The organism is Maribacter sp. 1_MG-2023, assembly GCF_030547005.1.
Classification (GTDB): Bacteria; Bacteroidota; Bacteroidia; order Flavobacteriales; family Flavobacteriaceae; genus Maribacter.
The window spans coordinates 16,057-38,488 of the sequence record NZ_JAUOPN010000023.1; the positions used below are offsets into that span (position 1 = coordinate 16,057).

General features: G+C 37.2%; 24 protein-coding genes. 13 read left to right on the plus strand and 11 right to left on the minus strand.

The features are described 5' to 3' along the window. Positions 1–3: 3 nt before the first annotated feature. From murG to Q4500_RS17855, 9 genes are read right to left on the minus strand one after another with little or no spacing between them, the layout of a single operon-like run. Positions 4–1,089, minus strand: a complete 1,086-nt coding sequence (gene murG, locus Q4500_RS17815) for an undecaprenyldiphospho-muramoylpentapeptide beta-N-acetylglucosaminyltransferase (protein ID WP_303600925.1) — start codon at positions 1,087–1,089, stop codon at positions 4–6. After that, entirely contained in the window at positions 1,076–2,284 is a 1,209-nt protein-coding gene (locus Q4500_RS17820) for an FtsW/RodA/SpoVE family cell cycle protein (protein ID WP_303600926.1), read from the minus strand. Before Q4500_RS17820 ends, murG begins: the two co-directional genes overlap by 14 nt. Position 2,285: 1 nt before the next feature. Continuing rightward, positions 2,286–3,620 (minus strand): UDP-N-acetylmuramoyl-L-alanine--D-glutamate ligase, encoded by a 1,335-nt coding sequence (gene murD, locus Q4500_RS17825; RefSeq protein ID WP_303600927.1) that lies wholly within the window; start codon positions 3,618–3,620, stop codon positions 2,286–2,288. Continuing rightward, positions 3,620–4,840 carry a phospho-N-acetylmuramoyl-pentapeptide-transferase gene (gene mraY / locus Q4500_RS17830; RefSeq protein WP_303600928.1) on the minus strand — a complete coding sequence of 407 codons (1,221 nt, stop codon included), beginning with the start codon at positions 4,838–4,840 and terminating at the stop codon, positions 3,620–3,622. Before mraY ends, murD begins: the two co-directional genes overlap by 1 nt. A 31-nt stretch (positions 4,841–4,871) precedes the next feature. Then, positions 4,872–6,335 (minus strand): UDP-N-acetylmuramoyl-L-alanyl-D-glutamate--2,6-diaminopimelate ligase, encoded by a 1,464-nt coding sequence (locus Q4500_RS17835; RefSeq protein WP_303600929.1) that lies wholly within the window; start codon positions 6,333–6,335, stop codon positions 4,872–4,874. Further along, the gene (locus Q4500_RS17840; protein ID WP_303600930.1) at positions 6,332–8,338 is read right to left on the minus strand and encodes a penicillin-binding protein; all 2,007 of its coding nucleotides are present in this window, start codon (positions 8,336–8,338) and stop codon (positions 6,332–6,334) included. The genes Q4500_RS17835 and Q4500_RS17840 overlap by 4 nt, the downstream gene beginning before the upstream one ends. Then, on the minus strand, positions 8,338–8,664 hold the full coding sequence (locus Q4500_RS17845; RefSeq protein WP_282076236.1) for an FtsL-like putative cell division protein: 327 nt from the start codon (positions 8,662–8,664) through the stop codon (positions 8,338–8,340). The genes Q4500_RS17840 and Q4500_RS17845 overlap by 1 nt, the downstream gene beginning before the upstream one ends. A gap of 1 nt (position 8,665) precedes the next feature. After that, complete coding sequence (gene rsmH, locus Q4500_RS17850) at positions 8,666–9,568, minus strand: 16S rRNA (cytosine(1402)-N(4))-methyltransferase RsmH (RefSeq protein ID WP_303600931.1); 903 nt, start codon at positions 9,566–9,568, stop codon at positions 8,666–8,668. Then, complete coding sequence (locus Q4500_RS17855) at positions 9,558–10,031, minus strand: division/cell wall cluster transcriptional repressor MraZ (RefSeq protein ID WP_303600932.1); 474 nt, start codon at positions 10,029–10,031, stop codon at positions 9,558–9,560. Before Q4500_RS17855 ends, rsmH begins: the two co-directional genes overlap by 11 nt. 263 nt (positions 10,032–10,294) lie before the next feature. Between Q4500_RS17855 and Q4500_RS17860 the strand changes: the two genes are divergently transcribed. Beyond that, positions 10,295–11,059, plus strand: coding sequence for an alpha/beta fold hydrolase (locus Q4500_RS17860; RefSeq protein WP_303600933.1), 765 nt, complete (start codon positions 10,295–10,297; stop codon positions 11,057–11,059). A gap of 11 nt (positions 11,060–11,070) precedes the next feature. Further along, positions 11,071–11,688: a ribosome biogenesis GTP-binding protein YihA/YsxC gene (gene yihA / locus Q4500_RS17865; RefSeq protein WP_303600934.1), complete on the plus strand. Its 618-nt coding sequence runs from the start codon at positions 11,071–11,073 to the stop codon at positions 11,686–11,688. A gap of 468 nt (positions 11,689–12,156) precedes the next feature. On the opposite strand, the gene Q4500_RS17870 is transcribed toward yihA, so the two are convergent. Further along, positions 12,157–12,531, minus strand: a complete 375-nt coding sequence (locus tag Q4500_RS17870) for a GTPase (protein WP_303600935.1) — start codon at positions 12,529–12,531, stop codon at positions 12,157–12,159. A 223-nt stretch (positions 12,532–12,754) separates the two neighbouring features. Here Q4500_RS17870 and Q4500_RS17875 point away from each other — a divergent pair, with 223 nt between their 5' ends. Beyond that, positions 12,755–14,926, plus strand: coding sequence for a molybdopterin-dependent oxidoreductase (locus Q4500_RS17875; RefSeq protein WP_303600936.1), 2,172 nt, complete (start codon positions 12,755–12,757; stop codon positions 14,924–14,926). Positions 14,927–14,979: 53 nt separating this feature from the next. Here the strand turns inward: Q4500_RS17875 and Q4500_RS17880 are convergent, their stop codons facing one another. After that, positions 14,980–15,222: a hypothetical protein gene (locus Q4500_RS17880; RefSeq protein ID WP_303600937.1), complete on the minus strand. Its 243-nt coding sequence runs from the start codon at positions 15,220–15,222 to the stop codon at positions 14,980–14,982. A gap of 224 nt (positions 15,223–15,446) precedes the next feature. Here Q4500_RS17880 and Q4500_RS17885 point away from each other — a divergent pair, with 224 nt between their 5' ends. The 10 genes from Q4500_RS17885 to Q4500_RS17930 all read left to right on the plus strand — a co-directional run bounded on the left by Q4500_RS17885 (position 15,447) and on the right by Q4500_RS17930 (position 22,349). Continuing rightward, entirely contained in the window at positions 15,447–16,112 is a 666-nt protein-coding gene (locus tag Q4500_RS17885; protein ID WP_303600938.1) for a hypothetical protein, read from the plus strand. Between the two features lie 25 nt (positions 16,113–16,137). Then, a complete protein-coding gene (locus tag Q4500_RS17890) occupies positions 16,138–16,596 on the plus strand; it encodes a DUF2750 domain-containing protein (RefSeq protein WP_303600939.1) in 459 nt (152 codons plus the stop codon). A 198-nt stretch (positions 16,597–16,794) separates the two neighbouring features. Beyond that, positions 16,795–18,000, plus strand: a complete 1,206-nt coding sequence (locus Q4500_RS17895) for a DUF5018 domain-containing protein (protein WP_303600940.1) — start codon at positions 16,795–16,797, stop codon at positions 17,998–18,000. Positions 18,001–18,021: 21 nt separating this feature from the next. Beyond that, positions 18,022–18,537 (plus strand): hypothetical protein, encoded by a 516-nt coding sequence (locus Q4500_RS17900; protein WP_303600941.1) that lies wholly within the window; start codon positions 18,022–18,024, stop codon positions 18,535–18,537. Between the two features lie 35 nt (positions 18,538–18,572). Then, positions 18,573–19,061, plus strand: coding sequence for an ATP-binding protein (locus Q4500_RS17905; protein WP_303600942.1), 489 nt, complete (start codon positions 18,573–18,575; stop codon positions 19,059–19,061). Between the two features lie 71 nt (positions 19,062–19,132). Further along, positions 19,133–19,861, plus strand: coding sequence for a zinc-dependent peptidase (locus tag Q4500_RS17910; protein WP_303600943.1), 729 nt, complete (start codon positions 19,133–19,135; stop codon positions 19,859–19,861). A 134-nt stretch (positions 19,862–19,995) separates the two neighbouring features. Beyond that, complete coding sequence (locus Q4500_RS17915) at positions 19,996–20,340, plus strand: cupin domain-containing protein (RefSeq protein ID WP_303600944.1); 345 nt, start codon at positions 19,996–19,998, stop codon at positions 20,338–20,340. Positions 20,341–20,349: 9 nt separating this feature from the next. Continuing rightward, positions 20,350–20,745 carry a group III truncated hemoglobin gene (locus tag Q4500_RS17920; RefSeq protein ID WP_303600945.1) on the plus strand — a complete coding sequence of 132 codons (396 nt, stop codon included), beginning with the start codon at positions 20,350–20,352 and terminating at the stop codon, positions 20,743–20,745. 293 nt (positions 20,746–21,038) lie between these two features. Next, a complete protein-coding gene (locus Q4500_RS17925; RefSeq protein ID WP_303600946.1) occupies positions 21,039–21,674 on the plus strand; it encodes a transglutaminase family protein in 636 nt (211 codons plus the stop codon). Between the two features lie 87 nt (positions 21,675–21,761). Beyond that, complete coding sequence (locus Q4500_RS17930) at positions 21,762–22,349, plus strand: hypothetical protein (RefSeq protein ID WP_303600947.1); 588 nt, start codon at positions 21,762–21,764, stop codon at positions 22,347–22,349. The last annotated feature ends 83 nt before the right edge of the window (positions 22,350–22,432 follow it).

Genomic DNA, 22,432 nt, shown 5'->3' on the forward strand with positions numbered 1-22,432 from the left:
TTATTATATCAATTTTTCTATTTCATCACAGATATCAGCAGTGGCATTTGGTAATGCCAACGACTTAATATTCTTTGATAGTTCTATTTGTTTTTCTGCAGATTTAAATACCGATTCAAACTCCGTTTTAAATGTCGCATCAAGCTCTTTTTCTCTAATCATAATTGCAGCCTCATGCCCAACCAACGATAATGCATTCATGGTCTGATGATCTTCTGCAACAACTGGCGACGGAATAAAGAATGTTGGTTTCCCTACCAAACACAATTCTGATACCGCACCTGCGCCAGCTCTTGAAATAATGAAATCTGCCGCTACATAAGCCTTATCCATCGAGTTTAAAAAAGCATACACTTTAATGTTCTCCAACTGATGCGATTTATAGGTTTCGTAATACCCTTTACCACATTGCCATATTACTTGTAAGCCTAATGCCTCAAAATATTCTAAATGATCTGCTACCAATTGGTTGATACGTCTTGCCCCTAAACTTCCACCTAATACTAAAAGTGTTTTCTTATCGGCATTCAATTCAAAATACTGTAAAGCTTCATCTTTAGTAGCTTTTAATTCCACCAAATCTGAACGTACAGGATTACCTGTTTTTACAATTTTATCTTTCGGAAAAAACTTCTCCATGCCATCATATGCCACACAGATTTTCTTCACTTTATCTTTTAATAGTTTATTGGTGATGCCTGCAAATGAATTTTGTTCTTGCAAAACACAAGGTATACCCTTTACGGTTGCCATTTTTAACAACGGACCACTCGCAAAACCACCCGTACCAATTACGGCGTTTGGTTTAAACTTCGATACGATGCTATTTGCTCTCATTAAACTACTTATCAATTTTATTGGAAATAGTAGATTTTTAAGGGTCAGTTTGCGCTGAATTCCTGTAATCCACAATCCTTCTATTCTGTACCCTGCTTGTGGCACTTTCTCCATCTCCATTCTATCCTTCGCCCCTACGAACAAAAACTCTGCATCAGGATATCTCTTTTTCAATTCGTTCGCTATGGCTATCGCCGGATAAATATGGCCACCAGTACCTCCTCCTGATAAAATGAACTTATAACTGCCCACTTAAAATCTCTAAAGGGTTCGTTTCATCCATATCAATATCGTTGCCAGAAGCACTCTCCTGAGCTATACTTTTATTACTTGCACTTAAAATAATACCTATCGCCAAACAGGTCATCCAGCTAGAGGTTCCTCCACTACTAATCAATGGTAAGTTCTGACCTGTTACAGGAAACAACTCCACCGCTACCGCCATATTAATCAATGCTTGAAACACAATGGGCAACCCTACGCCTAGCACCAACAACTTGCTAAAAACCGATGCACAACCATTGGCAACCACCACTATTCTAAATAGCAGAAACATATAAAATAACATGAGTATAAATCCTCCTATTAAACCATATTCCTCCACTATAATAGCATAGATAAAATCTGATGAACTTTGTGGCAAAAAGTTCTTCTGCACACTTTTTCCAGCTCCTTTACCCATTACTCCGCCAGTAGCTATCGCTATTTTTGCTCTTTCTATTTGATAAGTTCCTTCTGAATCTTCAGGGTTTGAGAAACTATCTATTCGGCTCATCCATGTATCTACCCTATTCGGAAATAAATCTGGGAAAGCTTTTGCCGTTAATACGAACATGGTCAAAAACAACATTCCCGCTCCAATAATGCTTAATAAGTATTTCATAGGATATCCTCCTAAAAAACACAATACCATAACCATTGAAAAAACGATTGCTGCCGTTGAAAAGTTCGCGGGTAAAATCAAAGCTACCACCAAGAAAACCGGAAGCCATAAAGGCAATATGCTGTCTTTAAATGTTATTTTAATATCTCTTACCTTAGAGAAATAACGCGCTACATATATCATTAACACTACTGCCGCCAAGTTAGAGGGCTGAAAGCCGAAACCTACCAGTGGTAGACGGATCCAACGACTATCATTAGTACCACCACTTGAGGTGCCTTGTGCCAATACGAATATGAGCAAGACCAACACTATGGGCAAGGCAATCATTGAAAGCCCCTTAAAGAAGTGCGTAGGTATTTTATGTACCCCATAAATAATTCCAAAGCCTAAAAACAACAGTATGGCATGTTTTACCAAATGACCAACTGGCGTACCACTACCTACTACATAGACCAAATTACTACTTGCACTATATACTGGCAGAAATGAAAACAAGGCCAAGAGTGCCGCAATGGCCCAAATAGCTTTATCTCCTTTTATATTTTGAAATATATTCAACACCTTACAGGTTTTTTACACAGTTCTTAAATTGATCTCCGCGATCCTCATAGTTCTTAAACAAATCGAAGCTTGCACATGCCGGTGATAATAAAACCGTATCACCACGCTCTGCAATTTTATAAGCAACTTTTACAGCTTCTTCCATTGCATATGTTTCTACCAATAGATCCACAGCATTACCGAATACATGCTTGATCTTTTCATTATCCTCACCTAGGCAAATAATCGCTTTTACTTTTTCTCTTACTAATGGCATTAACTCCATGTACTCATTGCCCTTATCTACACCACCTACGATCCAAACAGTAGGTGTTTTCATGCTATCCAATGCGTAATAAGCAGCGTTTACATTTGTTGCTTTTGAGTCATTGATATATTCCACATGATGTATTTTCAACACCTTTTCCAAACGGTGGGGAGCCCCTTGAAAATTAGAAACACAAGCTCTTATCGTTTCCTTACGGATACCGACTAATTTGGCAATTGTTGCCGCTGCCATTGTGTTCTTTACATTGTGCTGACCTTCTAAGGCCAAAGTGTTCTTCGTCATGCTAATAGTGTCTGTTGTTGTTTTTATTATTATCTCGTTTTGCTCTATAAATGCGCCTTGTTCAAATACTTTATTCAATGAAAAGGGCATTAATTTTGATTTAACCGGGTGCTTGTTCAGCCATTCTACCAAAACCGTATCATCTGCATCATAAATCAAATAATCGTTTTCGTCTTGGTTTTCTGCAATTCTAAATTTAGATGCGATATAGTTTTCAAACTCATAGTCATACCGATCTAAATGATCTGGTGTAATATTCGTAATCACGGCAATGTGTGGTTTAAAATCTACTATGCCGTCTAATTGAAAACTACTGATCTCAAGCACGTAATACTCAAAATCATTCTCTGCAACCATTTTCGCATAGCTATCACCAATGTTTCCTGCCATACCCACTTTCAATTCGGCATTTGCCAAAATGTGGTTGGTTAGCATGGTAGTCGTTGTTTTTCCGTTGCTACCCGTGATACCAATAATTTTTGCATCGGTGTATTTTGATGCAAATTCAATCTCTGATATTACAGGAACACCTTTCCCTACCAACTGCTTTACCAAGGGTACTTTGTCTGGTATACCCGGACTCTTCATTACCAAATCGGCTTTTAGTATGCGGTCTTCAGAATGCTGTTCTTCTTCCCAATCAATTCCAAAATGTTCAAGAACGTTTTTATACTTCTCTTTAATTTTTCCTTTATCAGATACAAATACATCGTATCCTTTTTTCAATCCTAAAATAGCTGTTCCTACTCCACTTTCTCCTCCTCCAAGAACTACCAGTAATGCCATTATCTAATTTTTAAGGTCACTACAGTTACAATTGCCAATAGTATACCTACAATCCAAAAACGGGTTACGATCTTACTTTCATGGTATCCCATTTTCTGGTAGTGGTGATGTAATGGAGACATTAATAATATACGTCTACCTTCACCAAATTTTTTCTTTGTGTATTTAAAATACCCTACTTGTATCATCACTGAAAGCGACTCCGCAAAGAAGATTCCACATAACACGGGTATCAATAATTCTTTACGTACTATTATTGCGATTACAGCAATTACGCCACCAATTGTCAAACTACCCGTATCTCCCATAAACACTTGTGCCGGGAACGCATTGTACCATAAGAATCCGATCAAAGCTCCAGCAAAAGCGGTAATGAATACTAGCAACTCACCTACTCGTGGTATATACATTATATCTAAGTAATCAGAAAAAATGATGTTACCAGACACCAGGGCAAAAATGCCCAGCGTAAATACAATTATTGCCGATGTACCTGCCGCGAGACCATCAATACCATCGGTTAAATTTGCACCGTTAGATACCGCGGTAACTATTAATATAATAATAGGTATAAACAATAACCACGCATAGTCTTTTGCGTCATCACCTGCCCACGCTATTAAACTCTCATAATCAAACTCATTATTCTTAAAAAAAGGAACTGTAGTCATGGTCGACTTAATCTCTGCTCCTTTTACTTGTTCTACCGTATAATCTTTAGTGATGATGGTTTTATCATGATCACGCATGGTCACCTCTGGATGAAAATAAAGTACTGCACCCACTATTAGCCCTAATACTACCTGACCCAATACCTTAAACTTACCTTTTAGACCTTCTTTGTTCTTTTTGAATACTTTGATGTAATCATCTAAAAAACCGATTGCTCCCATCCACAACATGGTAAATATTAATAGGATGATGTAGATATTCTCTAAGCGCGCAAACAACAATACTGGTATCAATGTGGACATGATAATAATAACCCCACCCATTGTTGGCGTACCTGCTTTTTGCTTTTGACCATCTAAACCTAAATCACGAATAGTCTCACCTACTTGTTGCTTCTGTAAAAACAGAATAACACGCTTACCATAAACCGTCGCAATCATCAATGAAAACAGTATAGCCATTGCTGCACGGAATGTACTGAACTGAAACAGCGAAGCTCCAGGCAACTGGTATTGTTTTTCTAAATATTCGAACAGGTAGGTTAACATATAATCTGTATTCTTTGCTACTAAGACTTAATTATTTCTCTAAGCTGTTTAAAAGCTCTTTTACTATTTTAAAATCATCGAAATCTATGCGTACGCCGTTGGTTTCTTGGTAGGTCTCATGACCTTTGCCGGCTACTAATATGATATCGTTGTCATCTGCTAGTTGACATGCAGTTTTAATTGCCTGCTCTCTATTCTCGATGGATAAAATCTTTTTTACGTTCTGTGGCTCTACACCTGCCTCCATTTCTGAAATAATTTCAGTCGGTGATTCCGTTCTCGGATTATCAGAGGTAAATATGGTCTTGTTACTCATCTCTGATGCGATATTACCCATTACCGGACGCTTTGATCTGTCTCTATCGCCACCACACCCCACAACGGTGATGACGTTTTCATTTCCAGTTCTCAACGTGTTGATTGTCTCAAGCACATTTTTTAGGGCGTCCGGCGTATGGGCATAATCAACTATAGCCGTAATTTTTTTCTTTGATATATAATATTGAAACCTTCCGTCTACATTCTCCAACTCACTTAATAAGCGAAGGGTTTCTAATTGCTCCAATCCCAATAAATCTGCTGTCGCAAAAATCGCCAGCATATTATAGGCATTGAAATGACCTATTAATTTTGTCCATAGCTCATGATCATTGATTTTCAACAATTGACCGTCGAACTGATTTTCTAAAATCTGTGCTCTGTAATCTGCATAGTTCTTTAAGGCGTAGCTTGCTTTTCTAGCCTTAGTATTCTGCAACATGACCAAACCGTTCTTATCATCTACATTAGTTAATGCAAATGCCGTTTTTGGTAACTGATCAAACAATATCTTTTTGGTATCGCGGTACTCTGCAAATGTTTTATGATAGTCTAGGTGATCGTGAGACAGATTCGTGAAAATTGCCCCTTCAAACACCAAACCTTCGGTTCTTTTCTGGTGAATACCATGAGAACTTACTTCCATAAAACAATACTCTACACCGGCATCGTTCATCAATTTTAAATGCTGATTGATGACCAATGCATCGGGAGTAGTATGTTTTGTTGGATAAACCGTATCATCTACCATAATTTTAATGGTAGACAACAAGCCTACTTTATATCCTGCTTTTTTGAATAACTGATATAACAAACTAGATACCGTGGTTTTTCCATTGGTACCCGTAACACCTACTAATTTTAAATTTTTTGATGGTGTACCGTAGTAATTTGAAGCCATCAACGCCAATGCCTGATTGCCACTTTCTACTTGCACATACGTAACATCATCTATCATCTCTGCTGGCAACTGCTCGCAAACTATTGCTCTTACACCTGCAACAACTACCTGATCAATATATTTATGACCATCGGTCAACGTGCCTTTTATAGCTACGAAGGCATCGGATTTTTGCACCTCACGAGAATCGAAACGAACTGATGCTATATCACAAGAGGTAGTACCGCTAACAGCAGTAATACGCACTCCATATAATATGTCCTTTAATTGCATCATATTAATTCTAATACTATTTTTTTTACTGATTTTAAATCGGTGCCTTTGGTGATGGACTGTTTTTTCACCTTACCATTTCCTCTTACCTCTACTTCAATACCCAAATTCTCAAGAATTGCAACCGCATCCATACCACACATACCTTTTACATTTGGCATTGCAGAATATTTTGCTTGCGCCACCTTATAGTATCCTTGGTGCGAGTCTTCATTTTTGGCGACTAACACATTTTTTACATCGACCTCACTTGTTAAAGGTGAGGTTGCATATACTTTTTGAGCGACAGATTTAAATACCGGACCGGATACATCTGCACCATAATACCCAACACTTTTGTCTGGCTTATGAATTACTACGATACAAGAGTACTTCGGATTATCTGCAGGAAAATATCCTGCGAACGAAGAAATGTACTCGTACTTAGATTTATCTTTAGATACATAGTTAGTCTGCGTAGTTCCTGTTTTTCCTGCCATAGAAAAATTCTTAGAATACATACGGTGACCTGTACCATGGTCTTTCTCCACTACATTCTTTAATATCTGTTGCACCTTCTTTACTGTAGACTGAGAACAAATTGCTGGGTTCAATACCTTTTTATCAAACTTCTCAATCGTCTTGTTCCACTCCTTTACTTCTTTCAACAATCGTGGCTTTACCATTTCGCCATCGTTTGCAATAGCGTTATAGAATGCCAATGTTTGTAGCGGAGTCATAGACACCTCATAACCATAAGCCATTTGTGCCAATGAAAGACCTGACCAACCTTTATCACCAGGGTACCGCAGAACAGGTTTACCTTCACCAACAACCGGAAGTCCTAATTCTTTATGAATACCCATACTCATTAATCTATTCACATATTTTTCAGGGTCGTTCTTGTACCCATTGTTTATCATTTTAGCAAAAGCAACATTAGATGATACTTCAAATGCTTTGGACATTGATATTTTACCGTGTCCGTCACGCTTGGTATCCTTTACCCAGTGCTTATATATTTTCCATCTACCGTTTTCAGTATCAATTACGGTACTGGTATCTATTATTTTATCTTCTAGAGCCGCCACCAAATTCATCAACTTAAAAGTTGAACCTGGCTCGTGCGATTCGCCAATAGCATAGTTTAAACGCTCGTAATATTTACCATCGGTAGTCTGACCTAAATTAGATATTGCTTTTACCTCACCGGTTTTTACCTCCATAACGATTACCGTACCGTGGTCTGCTTGATATTTCTCTAACTGACCTAGTAATGCATGGTGCGCTATATCTTGTATATTAATGTCTATTGTAGAATACACATCATAACCATCTTTTGGCTCAATGATATTATCGTTACCTATAGGCTTCCACTGTCCTTTTGCTATTTTTTGCTTTAAACGTTTCCCTGAAATTCCTCTTAGATATTCTCCAAAAGCACCTTCCATACCTACACGAGTGTAGTATCCGTTTTCATCTACACGCTCATACCCAACACTACGCTCGGCAATTTTACCTAACGGATGCTCTCTTTTAATATGCTGCTCAATAATTAGCCCGCCTTTATACGCTCCCTTATTCAAAAGCGGAAATTTCTTTACTGCCATGTATTCAGAATAATCTAGGTTGCGTACAAGCAATGCATATCTATTTTTATTCTCTCGTGCTTTTCTTAAAACCTGTTGATAGTGAGAAGATGTTTTACCGAAATTCTTTGCCAAGGCATCTGCCAATGGTTTTACATTCGCTTTAAAATCTTCGTTAGATACCGTTACGGCATCAAAACGAATGGTGTATTTAGATACTGAAGTTGCCAAAAGACTACCATCGTCAGAATATAGATTACCTCTATTTGGCTCAATGGTAAACATACGCTCGGTACGCGTATCTGCCAAAGCTTGGTATTTTTCGCCGTCTACTACTTGTATAGAAACCAGTTTAAATAACACTGCACCCGCAAAGAGTACCATGAAACCTGCTACTATATAGAGCCTCTTTAATATGCTTTTATCTGTTGCCGCCATTATTCCTCAACATTTAAAGATTTCACCTTAATTTTCTGCGGGGGATTCTCTGAAGGAAACAGTCCTTTTTCCGATATTTTACCGGTAATGCTCGATTCTAGTTTTAACTGTTGCACATCTGATCGCATATCTACGAACTCGTTTCGCAACTCTTTTACTTCTTCGTTTAATAAAGCAATGCGGTGTACTTTTTGATCGGCGCTATGAGAACTACTGATCATAACCGTTGCCAAAAAAGAAATGAAAATAATAAACAGCCAATTTTTAGGGGCGTCACCGCTCACCAAAAATTTACCCTTTAATAGGTCTAATACACCCGTTTTCACTTTATTTTTCGCCATTACGCTCTGCTATTCTCAATTTTGCACTACGTGCTCTGTTATTCAATTTTATTTCTTCTCTAGTCGGCACTATCAATCCGCCAACCTTTTTTAACGGTACATCTATATTGCCGTAAAAATCTTTCTCTGGCTCTCCGTCAAACTGACCCGCTCTTATAAATCTTTTTACAAGCCTGTCTTCTAAAGAGTGGTAGCTAATTACACTTAGCCTTCCTTTTTCATTCAATAAACCTGGAGCCTGCTCCAAAAACTCTTTGATCACTTCTATCTCTTGATTCACCTCTATGCGAATCGCTTGATATATCTGTGCCAATATTTTATGCTGCCTATGTTCTGGCAAAAACTGCTTCAACACTGTTTTCAATGCATCGGTAGTTTGTATCTCTTCTTCTTCCCTACTGGCAACGATTACTTTTGCCATGGCGTTCGCGTTTCTAATATCGCCGTACTCGAACAAGACTTTACGCAAATCATCATATGAGTACTTATTTACCACCTCAAAAGCTGATAGCGTATTGCGCTTGCTCATTCGCATATCTAGATCTGCATCAAAACGGGTAGAGAATCCTCTTTCCGCTTGATCAAACTGATGCGATGAAACTCCGTAATCTGCAAGAATACCATCTACCTTCTTTATGCCATAGAACTTTAAAAACTGGGTGATGTACCTAAAATTTTCCGCGATAAGCGTAAATCTTGGATCACCTAATGTGTTTGCTTGCGCATCTTCATCTTGATCAAAGGCATACAACCTGCCTTCTTTACCCAATCTTTTTAATATCTCTTTAGAATGACCGCCACCGCCAAATGTCACATCTACATATATACCATCTTCTTTGATGTTTAAACCGTCTACCGATTCTTTCAGTAATACAGGGTTATGATACATCTCCACTTGGTTTTTTACCTAACATTACACGCTTTGCCAACTTCACCTTCTCTTCTTTCGTTGCGTTTATAGATTCGTCATATGCTTTCTTGTCCCAAATCTCTAATCGCTTGCCAATTGGCGCAATGACCACTTCTTTGGTAATACCACCTAACGAGATAATGTCTTTCGGTATCAACAATCTACCGGTAGCATCTACTTCTACCTGACGAAGCCCTGCTGTATACATTCTTATGAACTGTAGGTTTTCTTCATCGAACCTGCTCTTTTCGTTCAATTCTGCCATTACTCTGTGCCACTCGTAAGCAGGGTATAATTCTAAACACTCGCTCAAATATGATTTTTTGATAAAGAAGCCATCTTTTAGGATCGGAGCCACTTGATTGCGCAGCGCGACAGGGAGCATAATACGCCCCTTAGCATCAGCTTTGCAGTTAAATGTCCCAAAGAAAAAGATGTCCAAATTGGTTGTGTTTAGTTATTATAACTCAAATATATAAATATTATTACCACATTTTACCACTAAAAACCACTTTGTTAATAAATTACCCCACTTTTGAACACGTTTTTGCACTTCATCGGATTTTATGGGATAATTTTCCCACTCAGCCCCTAAATCTTGAAAAAGTGAATTCTTAAAGTTTCTTGTGATCACCTTATCGAAAAGAGTTGTTTGCTATTCTCGGTAATTACCTATATTTGGACAATTACTGATGAGTAGTGTGCATGGAAAACGAATTGATCAACGACGGAGGATTTAAGTATATTGAAAAAGGCGAGGGCAAACCCATTATTATTCTACACGGATTAATGGGCGGACTCAGTAATTTTGAAGGGGTGAATACTTATTTTCCTCCGAAAGGATACAAAGTGATTATTCCTGAATTGCCCCTATATTCTATGCCGATGTTAAAGACAACGGTAAAGAATTTTGCCAAATACCTTAAGAAATTTATAGATTATAAAGAGCTAGACGATGTTATTCTTTTAGGCAACTCTTTAGGTGGCCATATTGGTCTTTTACACACCAAATTATACCCGGCCAAAGTAAAAGCTTTGGTTATTACCGGTAGTTCCGGTCTTTACGAAAGTGCTATGGGCGACGGTTACCCTAAACGTGGTGATTATGAGTTTATTAAAAAGAAGGCACAAGATGTTTTCTATGACCCGGCAGTTGCTACCAAAGAAATCGTAGATGAAGTTTTTGCTACGGTTAACGATCGTGTAAAATTGGTAAAGACCTTGGCAATTGCAAAAAGTGCCATTCGCCATAACATGGCGCAAGACCTACCTAGCATGAAAACCCCTACTTGTATTATTTGGGGAAAAAATGATACGGTTACTCCGCCAGACGTTGCAGAACTGTTCGATGAGCTTTTACCAAATTCAGATTTATTTTGGATGGATAAATGCGGACATGCACCAATGATGGAGCACCCAGACCAATTCAATACCATTCTTTATGAGTGGTTGACGAAAAACAATTTCTAAATACCCTACGGATGAAAATAAAGTCGGCCGACTTTGTAATGAGCAACTCTGATGTTGCCAAATGCCCGAAAGAGCCTTTACCCGAGTACGCCTTTATTGGCCGTTCTAACGTTGGTAAGTCTTCTTTAATAAATATGTTGACCGAGCGTAAAAGCTTGGCTAAAATTTCTGGTAGACCCGGTAAAACCCAGCTTATTAATCACTTTAAAATCAATGAGAATTGGTTTCTAGTAGATTTACCTGGCTACGGATATGCTCGTGTTTCTAAAAGAGATAAAAAGACCTTTCAAAAATATATCACCAATTACTTTTTACAACGAGAGCAGCTAGTTTGCTCTTTTGTTCTTGTAGATATTCGCCATGACCCACAACCTATAGATATGGAGTTCATGCAGTGGATGGGTGAAAACGGAGTACCGTTTGCCATTATCTTCACAAAGGCAGATAAATTAAAACCGAAAGCGGTTGAACGTCAAGTAAAAAAATACCTAGATCAGTTGTTAGAAGACATGTGGGAAGAAGCACCACCGCATTTTATCACTAGCTCAAGCCACCGTAGTGGTCGCGATGAAGTACTAGCGTATATAGATGATATTAACGAGAAGTTTTTCGAAGCAACGAAGAAGTAGCTGCGCTGTAGTATTCAGTTTTCAGTAACAGTTGGCAGTTTTTTTGTATTAAGTATTAAGTACAAAATACTAAGCTGTTTGTACTAGTTCTTCGTACTGCGTACTCTGTATTGTTTATCTTATTCTATTGACTTTACACTCCATATTCACTACTGAAAACTTCTTACTTAATACTCTGTACTCTCCCAAAAACGAAATGTCAGTTCGAGTGGATTATTGTCTGCAATGCAATGGAAGACTATAATTTATATCGAGAACCCTCGCGTGTTCCAAACCTGTTCTCGATACAAATTTCTCATACCTCGAAATTCACTCGAACTGACAGAGGTACTCGCTAACGAAAACAACTGAAAACTGTTACTGCCCACTGTTACTGAAACTGCCAACTGAAACCAAAATGTCATCCTGAGCGCAGTCGAAGGGACCGGAACACGTATCACTTCGGCTACGCTCAGTGACCGAGTAAGACTAAAAACTGAAACTGCCTACTTCACCAATAAGATCCTCCACCGTTTCTATAGCATTCAACTTCTCGGCAGATACCAACACCTCTAGGTCATGATCTGTTTCTACCAGTATAATAGGATAGGTGTACTTATGCCCAAATTTGCTTTTATAGCTTTCTTGAAATTCATCTTTATGAAAGAATTCTAGCTCGTAGCCTTTGGATAACAAACTTTCCCTAAACCCTTTCCACTGTTTGTTCTCCGTAAAACTGCCATAGGTTAAACTGCAGAGATTGCAGTTATAGGTAGCTGGGTTAATAATTTTATGGGCGAAATCTAGCATTTTGCTGCCCGTATCGCTATTGGCATTATAGATAAATAGAATTTTATTTGACATGCTTTTTTGTCGTTAAAATATTGCAAACTATACACTTAATTGAACCAATTATGATTATTTGAAATGAAAATTCAATTGTTAACTGTAGGTTTATTATATACAGAAATTTTATATATACAATTTAACCTCTTATATATTAAGTAGAATATAGGTAATCATAGTTGTTTTCAGACATTGTGCAAAATTAAAAATGTATATATGAATTAACCAAAACCTATCACTCATGAACAAGAAAGAAAGCAAGATTACGCGTCGTAAGTTTGTCAATTTAGGAGCCAAAGGCTATGCCAGTGTTCAATTGGCTTGTGCCCTACCCGTTTCGGTACTCGCCAATACTGGGCGTAATTCTTTAGAAACTTCCACTTTTCATGGGGTATGTTACCACGATTGTCCCGATTCATGCAGCTGGGAAGTAAAAGTGCAAGATGATAAGGTTATTTCTTTTGGTGGAGACAAAGCAAATCCTTTTACAGCTGGCAAACTGTGTGGAAAAATGGAAACCTTCCCCGATGATATTACCTATCACCCAGATAGGTTGCTTACACCCATGAAGCGAATAGGTAAAAAAGGAGAGGGAAAATTTGAACCTATAAGTTGGGAACAGGCCATAGGCGAAATAGGCGATCAACTCAAGCAGACGATTACGGAGCATGGCAGCGAGTCTGTACTTTCGCATGGCTATATGGGCACACAAAGCATTGTACAAAAGACCGTAATGAGTAGCCGCTTTTTTGCACGAATGGAAGCTTCTGATATTGCTCATACCATTTGCGGAGGTGCTGTAATACCTGCTAACTTCGAAGTAAATGGCACTGCAATGGGTGTATTACCTGAAGATATGGTTCACAGCCGATATATTATACTTTGGGGCACCAATACTAAAAACTCTAATGTGCACCAATGGCCTTTCGTCTTAAAAGCTAAGGAAGCCGGTGCAAAAATCATTGTTGTAGATCCTTTTGTTTCTGCCACTGCCAAAGAAGCCGACTGGCATATTCAGCCACTTCCCGGTACCGATGTAGCATTGGCGTTGTCTATGATGAACGTAATGATCAATGAGGATCTGGTAGATCAAGATTATATTGATAATTATACCTCAGGATATAAAGATTTAAAAGAACACGTTAAAAGTTACAGCCCTAAAAGCGTTTCAGATATTTGCGGTTTACCAGAAGAAGACATCATTCAATTTGCTAGGGAGTATGCCAAGGGCGATCCATCGCTAATTCGTATTCTGGTCGGGATTGAGCATAACTACAACGGCGGCGACGGTACCAGAGCAGTAGCTATTTTACCATCGTTAACCGGAGCATGGCGAAAGCTGGGTGGCGGACTAATGCATTTGACTTTTGAGATGAGCGGTCGTGCACTCAATTGGGAACGTTTAGACTTTCATCGTCAAATGCCTACACAACCAAAACGTACACTTAATATGGTTCAGATTGGTCAATTGCTCAATAATCTCAACCTCGATCCGGTCATTAAATCGATTTTTATCTACAACTCCAACCCAATGGTCACATCACCCAATGCGAACCTAACTAAAAAAGGACTGGAGCGCGAAGACCTACTGACCGTAGTGCTAGAACATTTTATGACCGAGACGGCTAAATATGCCGACTACGTATTTCCCGCTACTACGCAGCTTGAGCATTGGGATATTGGCGATTCTTGGGGGCAAGTCTATATCAATATCAATCAACCTGCTATTACCCCACTGGGTGAAGCCAAACCTAATAGCGAATTCTTCCGAATAATGGCGCACGAAATGGGCTATACAGATGAATGCTTTAAAGAGTCAGACATGGATCTTGTAAAATCAGCATTTGATTCTGATCATCCGTATTTAGACGGAATTGATTTTGAATACATGCAAAAAAACGGCTGGGCCAGGTACAAAATTCCAGAACCGTTTCTACCCCATGCAGATGGTAACTTCAGCACTGCGAGCGGCAAATGCGAATTTATTAGTCAAAGCAGTGGTCTCCCTACCTACAAAGAAGTGAGCTACACCGAAAAAGAAAAAACTGATCACCCGTTACAGCTTTTGACTATTAAGAATACGAAAGGTTTTCATAACTCTTCGCATGCCAATGTCAAGCATTTACAACAGAAAGAAGGGCTACCATGGTTAGACATTCATGCAGATGATGCAAAGGCTAGAGACATACAAAACGGAGATGAGTTAATGATATTCAACCAACGTGGTAAAGTAATTTTAGAAGCTAAAATCTCTGCACGTATTCGACCTGGTGTGGTATGTATGCCACATGGCTACTGGCCTTCATTAATAAAAGGTGGGCAGGCATCGAACAACCTAACAGATGATCAATTAACAGATATAGGTGGTGGTGCAGCACTTCAAGACTGTCGTGTACAGGTAGCGAAAGCATAAATTAATAACTAGGTAGATGCATGCCCAAATCAGCTTTTACAGCTTTTTTGAAACTAATCTTTATAAAAGAATTCTAGCTTGTAGCCTTTGGCTAAAAAACGCTCTCTAAACGCTGCCCACTGTTTGTTCTCGGTAAAACTGCCATAAGTTAAACTACAGAGATTGCAGTTATAGGTAGCTGGGTTAATGATTTTATGGGCGAAATCTAGCATTTTACTGCCCGTATCGCTATTGGCATTATAGATAAATAGAATTTTCTTTGATACCTTTTTTTGTCGTAAAAATACCCAAACCATACATAATTTTTAACCAGTTATGGTTTCCCGTAATGTAGTGTGAAATGAAAATTGTAGGTTTATTCTTTAGTGGTATATTAGCTAAGTAAGCTTTACCCTCCAAAACAGGAAATAAACGTACCCTGGTCAGTTTATACATAAGTTGGCAACAAGTTCCAAGCAACAAACTCTACGAAATCATAAGAAATGCCGAAAAGTCGAAAAAGAAAAAAAAAGTATAAAAAATGGCAAATAGAAGTTATTTATATAATCTTGATTTCAATAGACTAGATAGAGCAAAGACTCCAGAAGATTCTGTGTTAAGCGTGTATGAATATGCGTATGAAATTCCGTTGTCTTACAAGGTATTATTAAGCAACGACACTTTAAATAACAAATCTGTTTTATGGGATTACGAACACCCGATAACGATAAGTGGAGACGCCAATAAAGGAAAGGATAGTCTTTTTAAATTTTTGGACAAATTACAAACGTTGCATTTATTTGAACCCGAGTATCTTAAATCTGAAATTGAAAAAACAAAACAGTTTTTCAACGACAATAAATTCGATTTAAAATACTTCTTTCTTGAAGGTGGTGAATTGTATGAAATGGGAAATGAACCATTTGAAGAACAAAACCTTGAAGTTTTTAATGAAGTAACGCAAATAGAAAAAACTATTGAAAACTTCATAAAATATGTGGAGACCGTTAACAAAGAAATAGCGCATTTGGTATCGCAAAGAGACCAAATGACAAAGAAAGGTTGGTTCAAGAAATCAGTACCTGTTTTGTCAGAGAAAGAAAAAGCACAGATGGAGAAAACAATTCAAAATAAACAAATTGAAAAAAGAGCGCTGCTAGGAATTGATAATTGGTCAACAATACTCTATTTTCAGTTCGACAAATAAAAAACACTTCCCTCAAACACAAAACATGGAACAACAAGGCTCAGATATCATTGCTAACAGATACCAAAAATTTATAAAAACGGTTTGCGAAACAGATGTTGTTTATGCGCTTCAAAATCATGAAGGTTTTGCAACCTCAGCTTCTGTGCAGTATGATGATGAAAATGACAGACCTGTTGGTGTACTTTGCTTTTGGGCAGAAAGTGGCAGGGCGAAATCTTGCACCATAAACCATTGGAGCAACTACCAACTTACTGAAATAGCATTAGTAGATTTTATAGAAAATTGGGGTGTAGGTATGGAAAATGACGGAATACTAGCTGGTATTGAATTCGACCAAAATATGTTTGGCTATGAAGCCAAACCCCTAGATTTAATTCTTGCCTTAGTTTCTGAAATAAAAGCGACCAATAAAGAACTACCGCTTCAAAAATTTGAAAATATTGCTGATTTAGAAGAACAGGCGAAAGAGGCGAATGGGTAATCATAGTAATGAATAAATACTGTATTGTTGAAGTCTAAAGACACAGCTTTAAATGTCATTTTTTTACCTTATTAAATTATTATTTCGATTAAAGCAATTGAGTATTACCTCACGTAGAGCATTTTTGGCTTTGCTGTATTTACAACAAACTAAAATAATGTGCGTTGTTAATCCGTACCAAATCTCAAACCCTTAGAAATGAAAACTACCTTAAAAAATATTCTTCTTATTACTTTATTCACATCTCTATTTCTAGGTTTTGTTTCGTGTGAACTTGAAGATGAAATAAATGAGGATATTGAAGAAACTATAGAAACAGAAGAAGAAAATGAGCCAGAAGTTATTTTAAGCACAGAAAATGCTATAACTTCTATTTCAGTCATGCTTAATGATGTTGAATATAATGCTGAAATTGATCATCTAAATAACAGCATTCTATTGACTTTACCCTCCGGAACCAACTTAAACGAAATCTTACCTAATATCATTATACCCGAATTTGCAACGATTTCACCAGACCCTTCTTCGGTACAAAATTATGAGGAAGGTGTTATTTTTACAATTACTGCAGAAGATGGCACTAGCCAAGAATATGAAGTCACCATAATAGCACCTAGCAATGAAAATAGTATCATTAACATAACTATAGAAAACGAACTTATGGAACCTATTACAGGTTTCACAGATGAAGAATCTAAATCAATTTTATTCGAAGTTCCCAACACATTAGATTTAACGGCCGTAAAGATAAATATTACCATACCTGAGGATGCAGTTGCCTCTCTAGAAACTGAAAGTATCATAGATTTAAGTAGCACAACTACCATGAATATTACTGCTGAAAATGGAGATGTTTCTGAATACTCGGTCAGTAGCTACACGACCAATCTCTTAACCAATCCTTCTGGAGACAATAATGGATTTGGATGGGATTTTGACCCAAATACAGGAATTGAAACCACTGCTGAATATGGTAACATTTTTTATATTACCGCGTATGAAGGTGATTTTTCACCTCATATTTATCAAACCGTCACTTTTCCTAGAGATTATAGCGATAAATATGTTTTGTTCATTGGTAATTTAACTACCGAAAAGGTACTTGAAGATTCTATTACTAGACACTCTTATTTATGGGCTTATCAACTTGGCGATTTCTCTGAAGATGATTGGATTTACATGCAAGGTATGGGACATAGAGCTGGTGCAAATGAATGGGAGGTAGTATCTGGCAGTCATAAATTATTACCTAATGTCACGGGTACTTATTTTCAACTTGGTCAAGGTCTAAGAAATGGAGATCCATATGATGGCACTACTTGCAAATTCAGAGATTTAGAAGTAAGGCTTTTTGAATCTGCCGAAGAAGCAGCTATCTATGTAAGTCAAGTATATAATCAATAGCAAAACTTACACTTTAACCACATGAAAAAACCACTATTATTAATTGCATCAATATTTCTATTCTTAACTTCTTGCAGCGAGAGTAAACCTATTAAATTTGAAAGAGACGGGGTTTCAATGACCAGCCCAACAGGTTGGGAAATTACGGATCAAGAAAATATTGACGACCAAGGGTATTACCTATCCATAGAAAAAGATGGTTTTGATTCTAGTGGCATCGTATCAATGACATGGATCAATGGTGAAATTGACCTTGGTGAATGGGCGTATCTTTTTCAAGAAGAATTGGTCAATAATATTATCTATAGAAATTCTAATATTCAATTTGAAGATGCCGTTGACAATACTTATAACGACATTGATACTTCTTCCATAAGATTTACCGCAAGTATTCTAGGCTTAGATCATGAAGGTAATATTCACTTCTTTTATAAAGGCGATAAAACTTTTGCAATTCTAATACAAGAAGCTATGGAAGATAATATGACAAATAAACCTGGTTTTGATTTGATTGAGAAGGGTTTTGATGTTCAATAAATTATTACATATTTATAAATTTTAGAACTATAATTATGCTACACCTCATTGTAGGTAATACAGGATCAGGTAAAACTACCTACTCAAACGAGCTTAAGAAGAAAACCAAAGGAGTACTCTTTTCCATTGACACTTGGAACAATACGTTGTTTCTACCCGACAAGAAAGAAACCGATGGTTTAGAATGGTTTTTAGAGCGTATAGAAAGAGCAGAAAGTATGATTTTAAATGTGGTTGCACAATTAGAAGAGTCTCATACAGATGCTATTTTAGACTTGGGGTTGTCTAAATTTGAGCATCGCGAAAAATTTAGACATTTTGCCGCATCTCATGATTATGCCATTCAACTTCACTTTTTAGATATTTCTAAAGAAACCAGATGGCAACGTGTACAGCAGCGCAACACTGAAAAAGGAGCAACTTTTGAATTTGAGGTTAGTAAAGAGAATTTTGACTTTATGGAAACTTGGTTTGAAAAACCTACCGAAAATGAACTTATTGGTAGTGTTGTTATCACCGAATAACACTAATTTTACCCTCCGCATTTTTTTGTAATGATTATTTACTGAACCACACTTTCAACCAAACCAATTACTTGAACGCCAAACATACTTTTGTCAATTTATTTCTTAAGACCAGTAGCAAACAAGAATGCCACGAGGTACTTAGTAAATGGAACTCTTATTACGCTGCATTATCAGAAAAGCATCAAGAGTCTTTTGTGGTGAGAACACTTCTGTTTTTAAATACTACAGATTTTGATGCTACAGAAGGTTTTGAACTTACTACCGAGATGAAACTGGTAATTTCTAGTGCATTCGTTCAAATAACCTTTGGCTTGAAACAAGATGTACTGAGTGTCTTCAAAACCATATTTGTGACACCGACATCATATTCATACACTGGCAGAGATGTTTTGTATGATGGTGATGTAAATACCGTTACCAAGCGTGTAAACTTATCGTGGCCTGCTGTAGAAAAAGGCTTCGTTATTACCGATGACGGATTAAATATTGCCATACACGAGTTCAGTCATTGCTTAATTATTGAAAACGCCAAAGGCTCGTATTTTTCGAAAGCTTTTAAAGATGCGGATCTCAACGCTTGGAAAGAACTGGCTACTAAAAAAATACCGCTAATTCGTGCCGGTAAATACACCATTTTTAGAGACTATGCTGGCACTAATTTAATGGAGCTTTTCGCCATTGCATTAGAGACCTTTTTTGAGCAACCTCATGAGTTTTATTCCTACTCCCCTACTTTTTATCGTACCACCGCCAAGGTGCTTAAACAAGACCCACGGAACGGTAAGAATCCAAAGTGAAAAAATTACATCGGGTTATATTTTTATTTAAAACTACAAGAAAATACGGTACAAAAACGAATCGCTCTTCCCGCAACCTGAGAAGTGTCATAGTTTAGCATACCAATGTTTTATACTATTGTAAAAACACGAACATGCAAAAGGTATCTTTCACTGAAAATTTAGATTTCAACGATCATAAAATTGTCACCAAAGTTCTATTAGAAACTTCGTTCTCAAAAGAGATTCGAATATTATTAAAGAACGGTCAATTGATGAAAGAGCACAAAGCTCCTTTCCCCATTATAGTACATATTGTTCAAGGAGAAATTGATTTCGGAGTAGAAGACACACATCACACCCTAAGCCAAGGAGATATCATTACCTTAGCTGCCAATGTTCCGCATGACCTTTTAGCAAAATCTGATAGTATTGTACGTCTTACACTTTCTAAACAAGACGCCGCTGAACGCGTAGAAAAAGTTGTTGCCGATTCATAAAAAGAGACTATGACCCAAATTACCAATAGAGAAGATGTGCGTGTATTGGTACATACCTTTTACGATAAAATAAGGAAAAACGAAATGCTAGGACCCATTTTCAACGGACATATTACCGACGAGCAATGGCCTACGCACTTAAGCAAACTCACCGATTTCTGGGAGTCGAATCTTTTTGGTGTCCGCACTTTTAGGGGAAGTCCGTCTAAGGCTCACGTCAAAGTTGACAAAAACCTCAACCATACCATCTCACAAGAACATTTCGCACAATGGCTACAACTTTGGTTCGAAACCATTGACGAACTCTACGAGGGTGAATTGGCTACGAGTGCTAAAGACATGGCGCGCAGAATGTCTACAGGGCAGTATATTCATATTTGGCAGAGTAGACCGGAGAATCAGTGATTATAGTTGATTTGTGTTTAGTAGGCAGTATTCAGTAACAGTTGGCAGTTTCAGTGTTCAGTGGCTTTTGGCTTTTGGCTTTTGCAATAACAACAATTTAGCTTTGCTAAATACTTAAATCAAAATAAATCTATTCTCTATTCTCTATTTTCTAACTTCTAACTTACAATACTTACTTAATACTTTGTACTCTTTACTTAATATTTAATTTAAACCCTCTACCATTGACGAAGCAAGTATCCCAAATCTATTTCGTAAATTGAACGTGAAATAATTTGCTAATTATCAATACTATGGATTTTCTATCCCCTACCTATTTTTTTGATTATGAAAGTGACGAAATTCAAGATTTGGTTTCTGAATTTAAAAACACTTCACTTTCCGAAAAAGAAATTACTATCGCACTTTATAATAAAGTACGCGATACATGGCGATATGATCCATATAGCTTAAGCTTCAACAAAGAGAAATATCGAGCTAGTGAAATTGCAAAACGCCCAAAAGGCCATTGTATCGATAAGTCTATCGTCTTAATCGCCGGACTTCGTGCCCTAGGTATACCCGCTAGAATTCATTTGGCGAAAGTTAAAAACCATATTGGCGTAGAACGATTAATAGAGAAATTCGGATCTAATGAACTTACTCCTCATGGTATGGTCGACGCTTTTATAAATAATAAATGGCTGAAGCTCTCCCCTACATTCAATGCATCGTTATGTGAAATGCTAAATGTAGCTCCTTTAGATTTTGACGGTGAAAATGATGCTATTTTACAAGAATTCAGCACAGACGGAACACAATTTATGGAGTATCTAGAAGACTACGGTCATTTTGAAGATGTACCTATGGAATTTATGGAACGGAATGCACGCGAGCATTACCCCAATATTTTTGATACTGGCACTAACCAAACGGAATTTCAGTTGTAGGTTTTAACAAACTTTAATACTCAATACTCCGCCAATCTACTTTACAGATTATTTTTTATAGTACATTCGATGGAAAATATAATTCCTTTGAAAAAATTCATTTTTACTTTATTCATAGCATTTTCATCTATATTGGTATTTGCTCAAGAACCAATGCAATGGACTCCCGATTACGAGTTGCAACTTAGTGATTACCAATCTCCAGAATCGGAAATTAATGCCGAGCTTACCTCCTATTCTATTTATTCGGGCGCTAAAATTGATTTTAGTTTCAAAATGAATTCAGTCTCTTTCATGTTTACCAAGAACTTTAATAGTAAGGTAAAAGCCATTTTTCAAAAAAACCTGGCTATTTTGGTTGCTCCAGATTCGTTGACCTCAAATCAGCTGCTACAATTCGGGCGTTATGATTTTGATTTGGTAGAGCTATATTCTAGAAAAATACGCAAGAAAATCTACGAAGAAAAAGGTGCTTTTAGCGACGCTAGTTTATTTCAACCTATTTTCAATGAGCTACAAGAGGAAATGAACACTGTAAGCGCCCAAGTTTTTAAAGCCACCGATTTTGGGAAAGATGCTGAAATGTTACAAAAAGAACATGATAAAGTCATCAACGAAATTAATTCGCTATCTGATTTTTGTATGACGTGCAAGCCTAAGAAGAATAGGAAATGAATTAGCAATTAGTAATTAGTAATTAGTAATTAGTAATTAGTAATTAGTAATTAGTAATTAGTAATTAGTAATTAGTAATTAGT

Bases quoted from the DNA above. Each gene is read 5' to 3' on its own strand.
- Q4500_RS17905 (WP_303600942.1), top strand. From the start codon at position 18,573: ATGCTACACCTCATTGTAGGTAATACAGGATCAGGTAAAACTACCTAC.
- Q4500_RS17870 (WP_303600935.1), bottom strand. From the start codon at position 12,531: ATGTCAAATAAAATTCTATTTATCTATAATGCCAATAGCGATACGGGC.
- Q4500_RS17900 (WP_303600941.1), top strand. From the start codon at position 18,022: ATGAAAAAACCACTATTATTAATTGCATCAATATTTCTATTCTTAACT.
- Q4500_RS17895 (WP_303600940.1), top strand. From the start codon at position 16,795: ATGAAAACTACCTTAAAAAATATTCTTCTTATTACTTTATTCACATCT.
- Q4500_RS17925 (WP_303600946.1), top strand. From the start codon at position 21,039: ATGGATTTTCTATCCCCTACCTATTTTTTTGATTATGAAAGTGACGAA.
- rsmH (WP_303600931.1), bottom strand. From the start codon at position 9,568: ATGTATCATAACCCTGTATTACTGAAAGAATCGGTAGACGGTTTAAAC.
- Q4500_RS17840 (WP_303600930.1), bottom strand. From the start codon at position 8,338: ATGGCGGCAACAGATAAAAGCATATTAAAGAGGCTCTATATAGTAGCA.
- mraY (WP_303600928.1), bottom strand. From the start codon at position 4,840: ATGTTAACCTACCTGTTCGAATATTTAGAAAAACAATACCAGTTGCCT.
- Q4500_RS17885 (WP_303600938.1), top strand. From the start codon at position 15,447: ATGGCAAATAGAAGTTATTTATATAATCTTGATTTCAATAGACTAGAT.
- Q4500_RS17880 (WP_303600937.1), bottom strand. From the start codon at position 15,222: ATGGTTTGGGTATTTTTACGACAAAAAAAGGTATCAAAGAAAATTCTA.
- Q4500_RS17915 (WP_303600944.1), top strand. From the start codon at position 19,996: ATGCAAAAGGTATCTTTCACTGAAAATTTAGATTTCAACGATCATAAA.
- Q4500_RS17860 (WP_303600933.1), top strand. From the start codon at position 10,295: ATGGAAAACGAATTGATCAACGACGGAGGATTTAAGTATATTGAAAAA.
- yihA (WP_303600934.1), top strand. From the start codon at position 11,071: ATGAAAATAAAGTCGGCCGACTTTGTAATGAGCAACTCTGATGTTGCC.
- Q4500_RS17920 (WP_303600945.1), top strand. From the start codon at position 20,350: ATGACCCAAATTACCAATAGAGAAGATGTGCGTGTATTGGTACATACC.
- Q4500_RS17890 (WP_303600939.1), top strand. From the start codon at position 16,138: ATGGAACAACAAGGCTCAGATATCATTGCTAACAGATACCAAAAATTT.
- murD (WP_303600927.1), bottom strand. From the start codon at position 3,620: ATGGCATTACTGGTAGTTCTTGGAGGAGGAGAAAGTGGAGTAGGAACA.
- Q4500_RS17835 (WP_303600929.1), bottom strand. From the start codon at position 6,335: ATGATGCAATTAAAGGACATATTATATGGAGTGCGTATTACTGCTGTT.
- Q4500_RS17875 (WP_303600936.1), top strand. From the start codon at position 12,755: ATGAACAAGAAAGAAAGCAAGATTACGCGTCGTAAGTTTGTCAATTTA.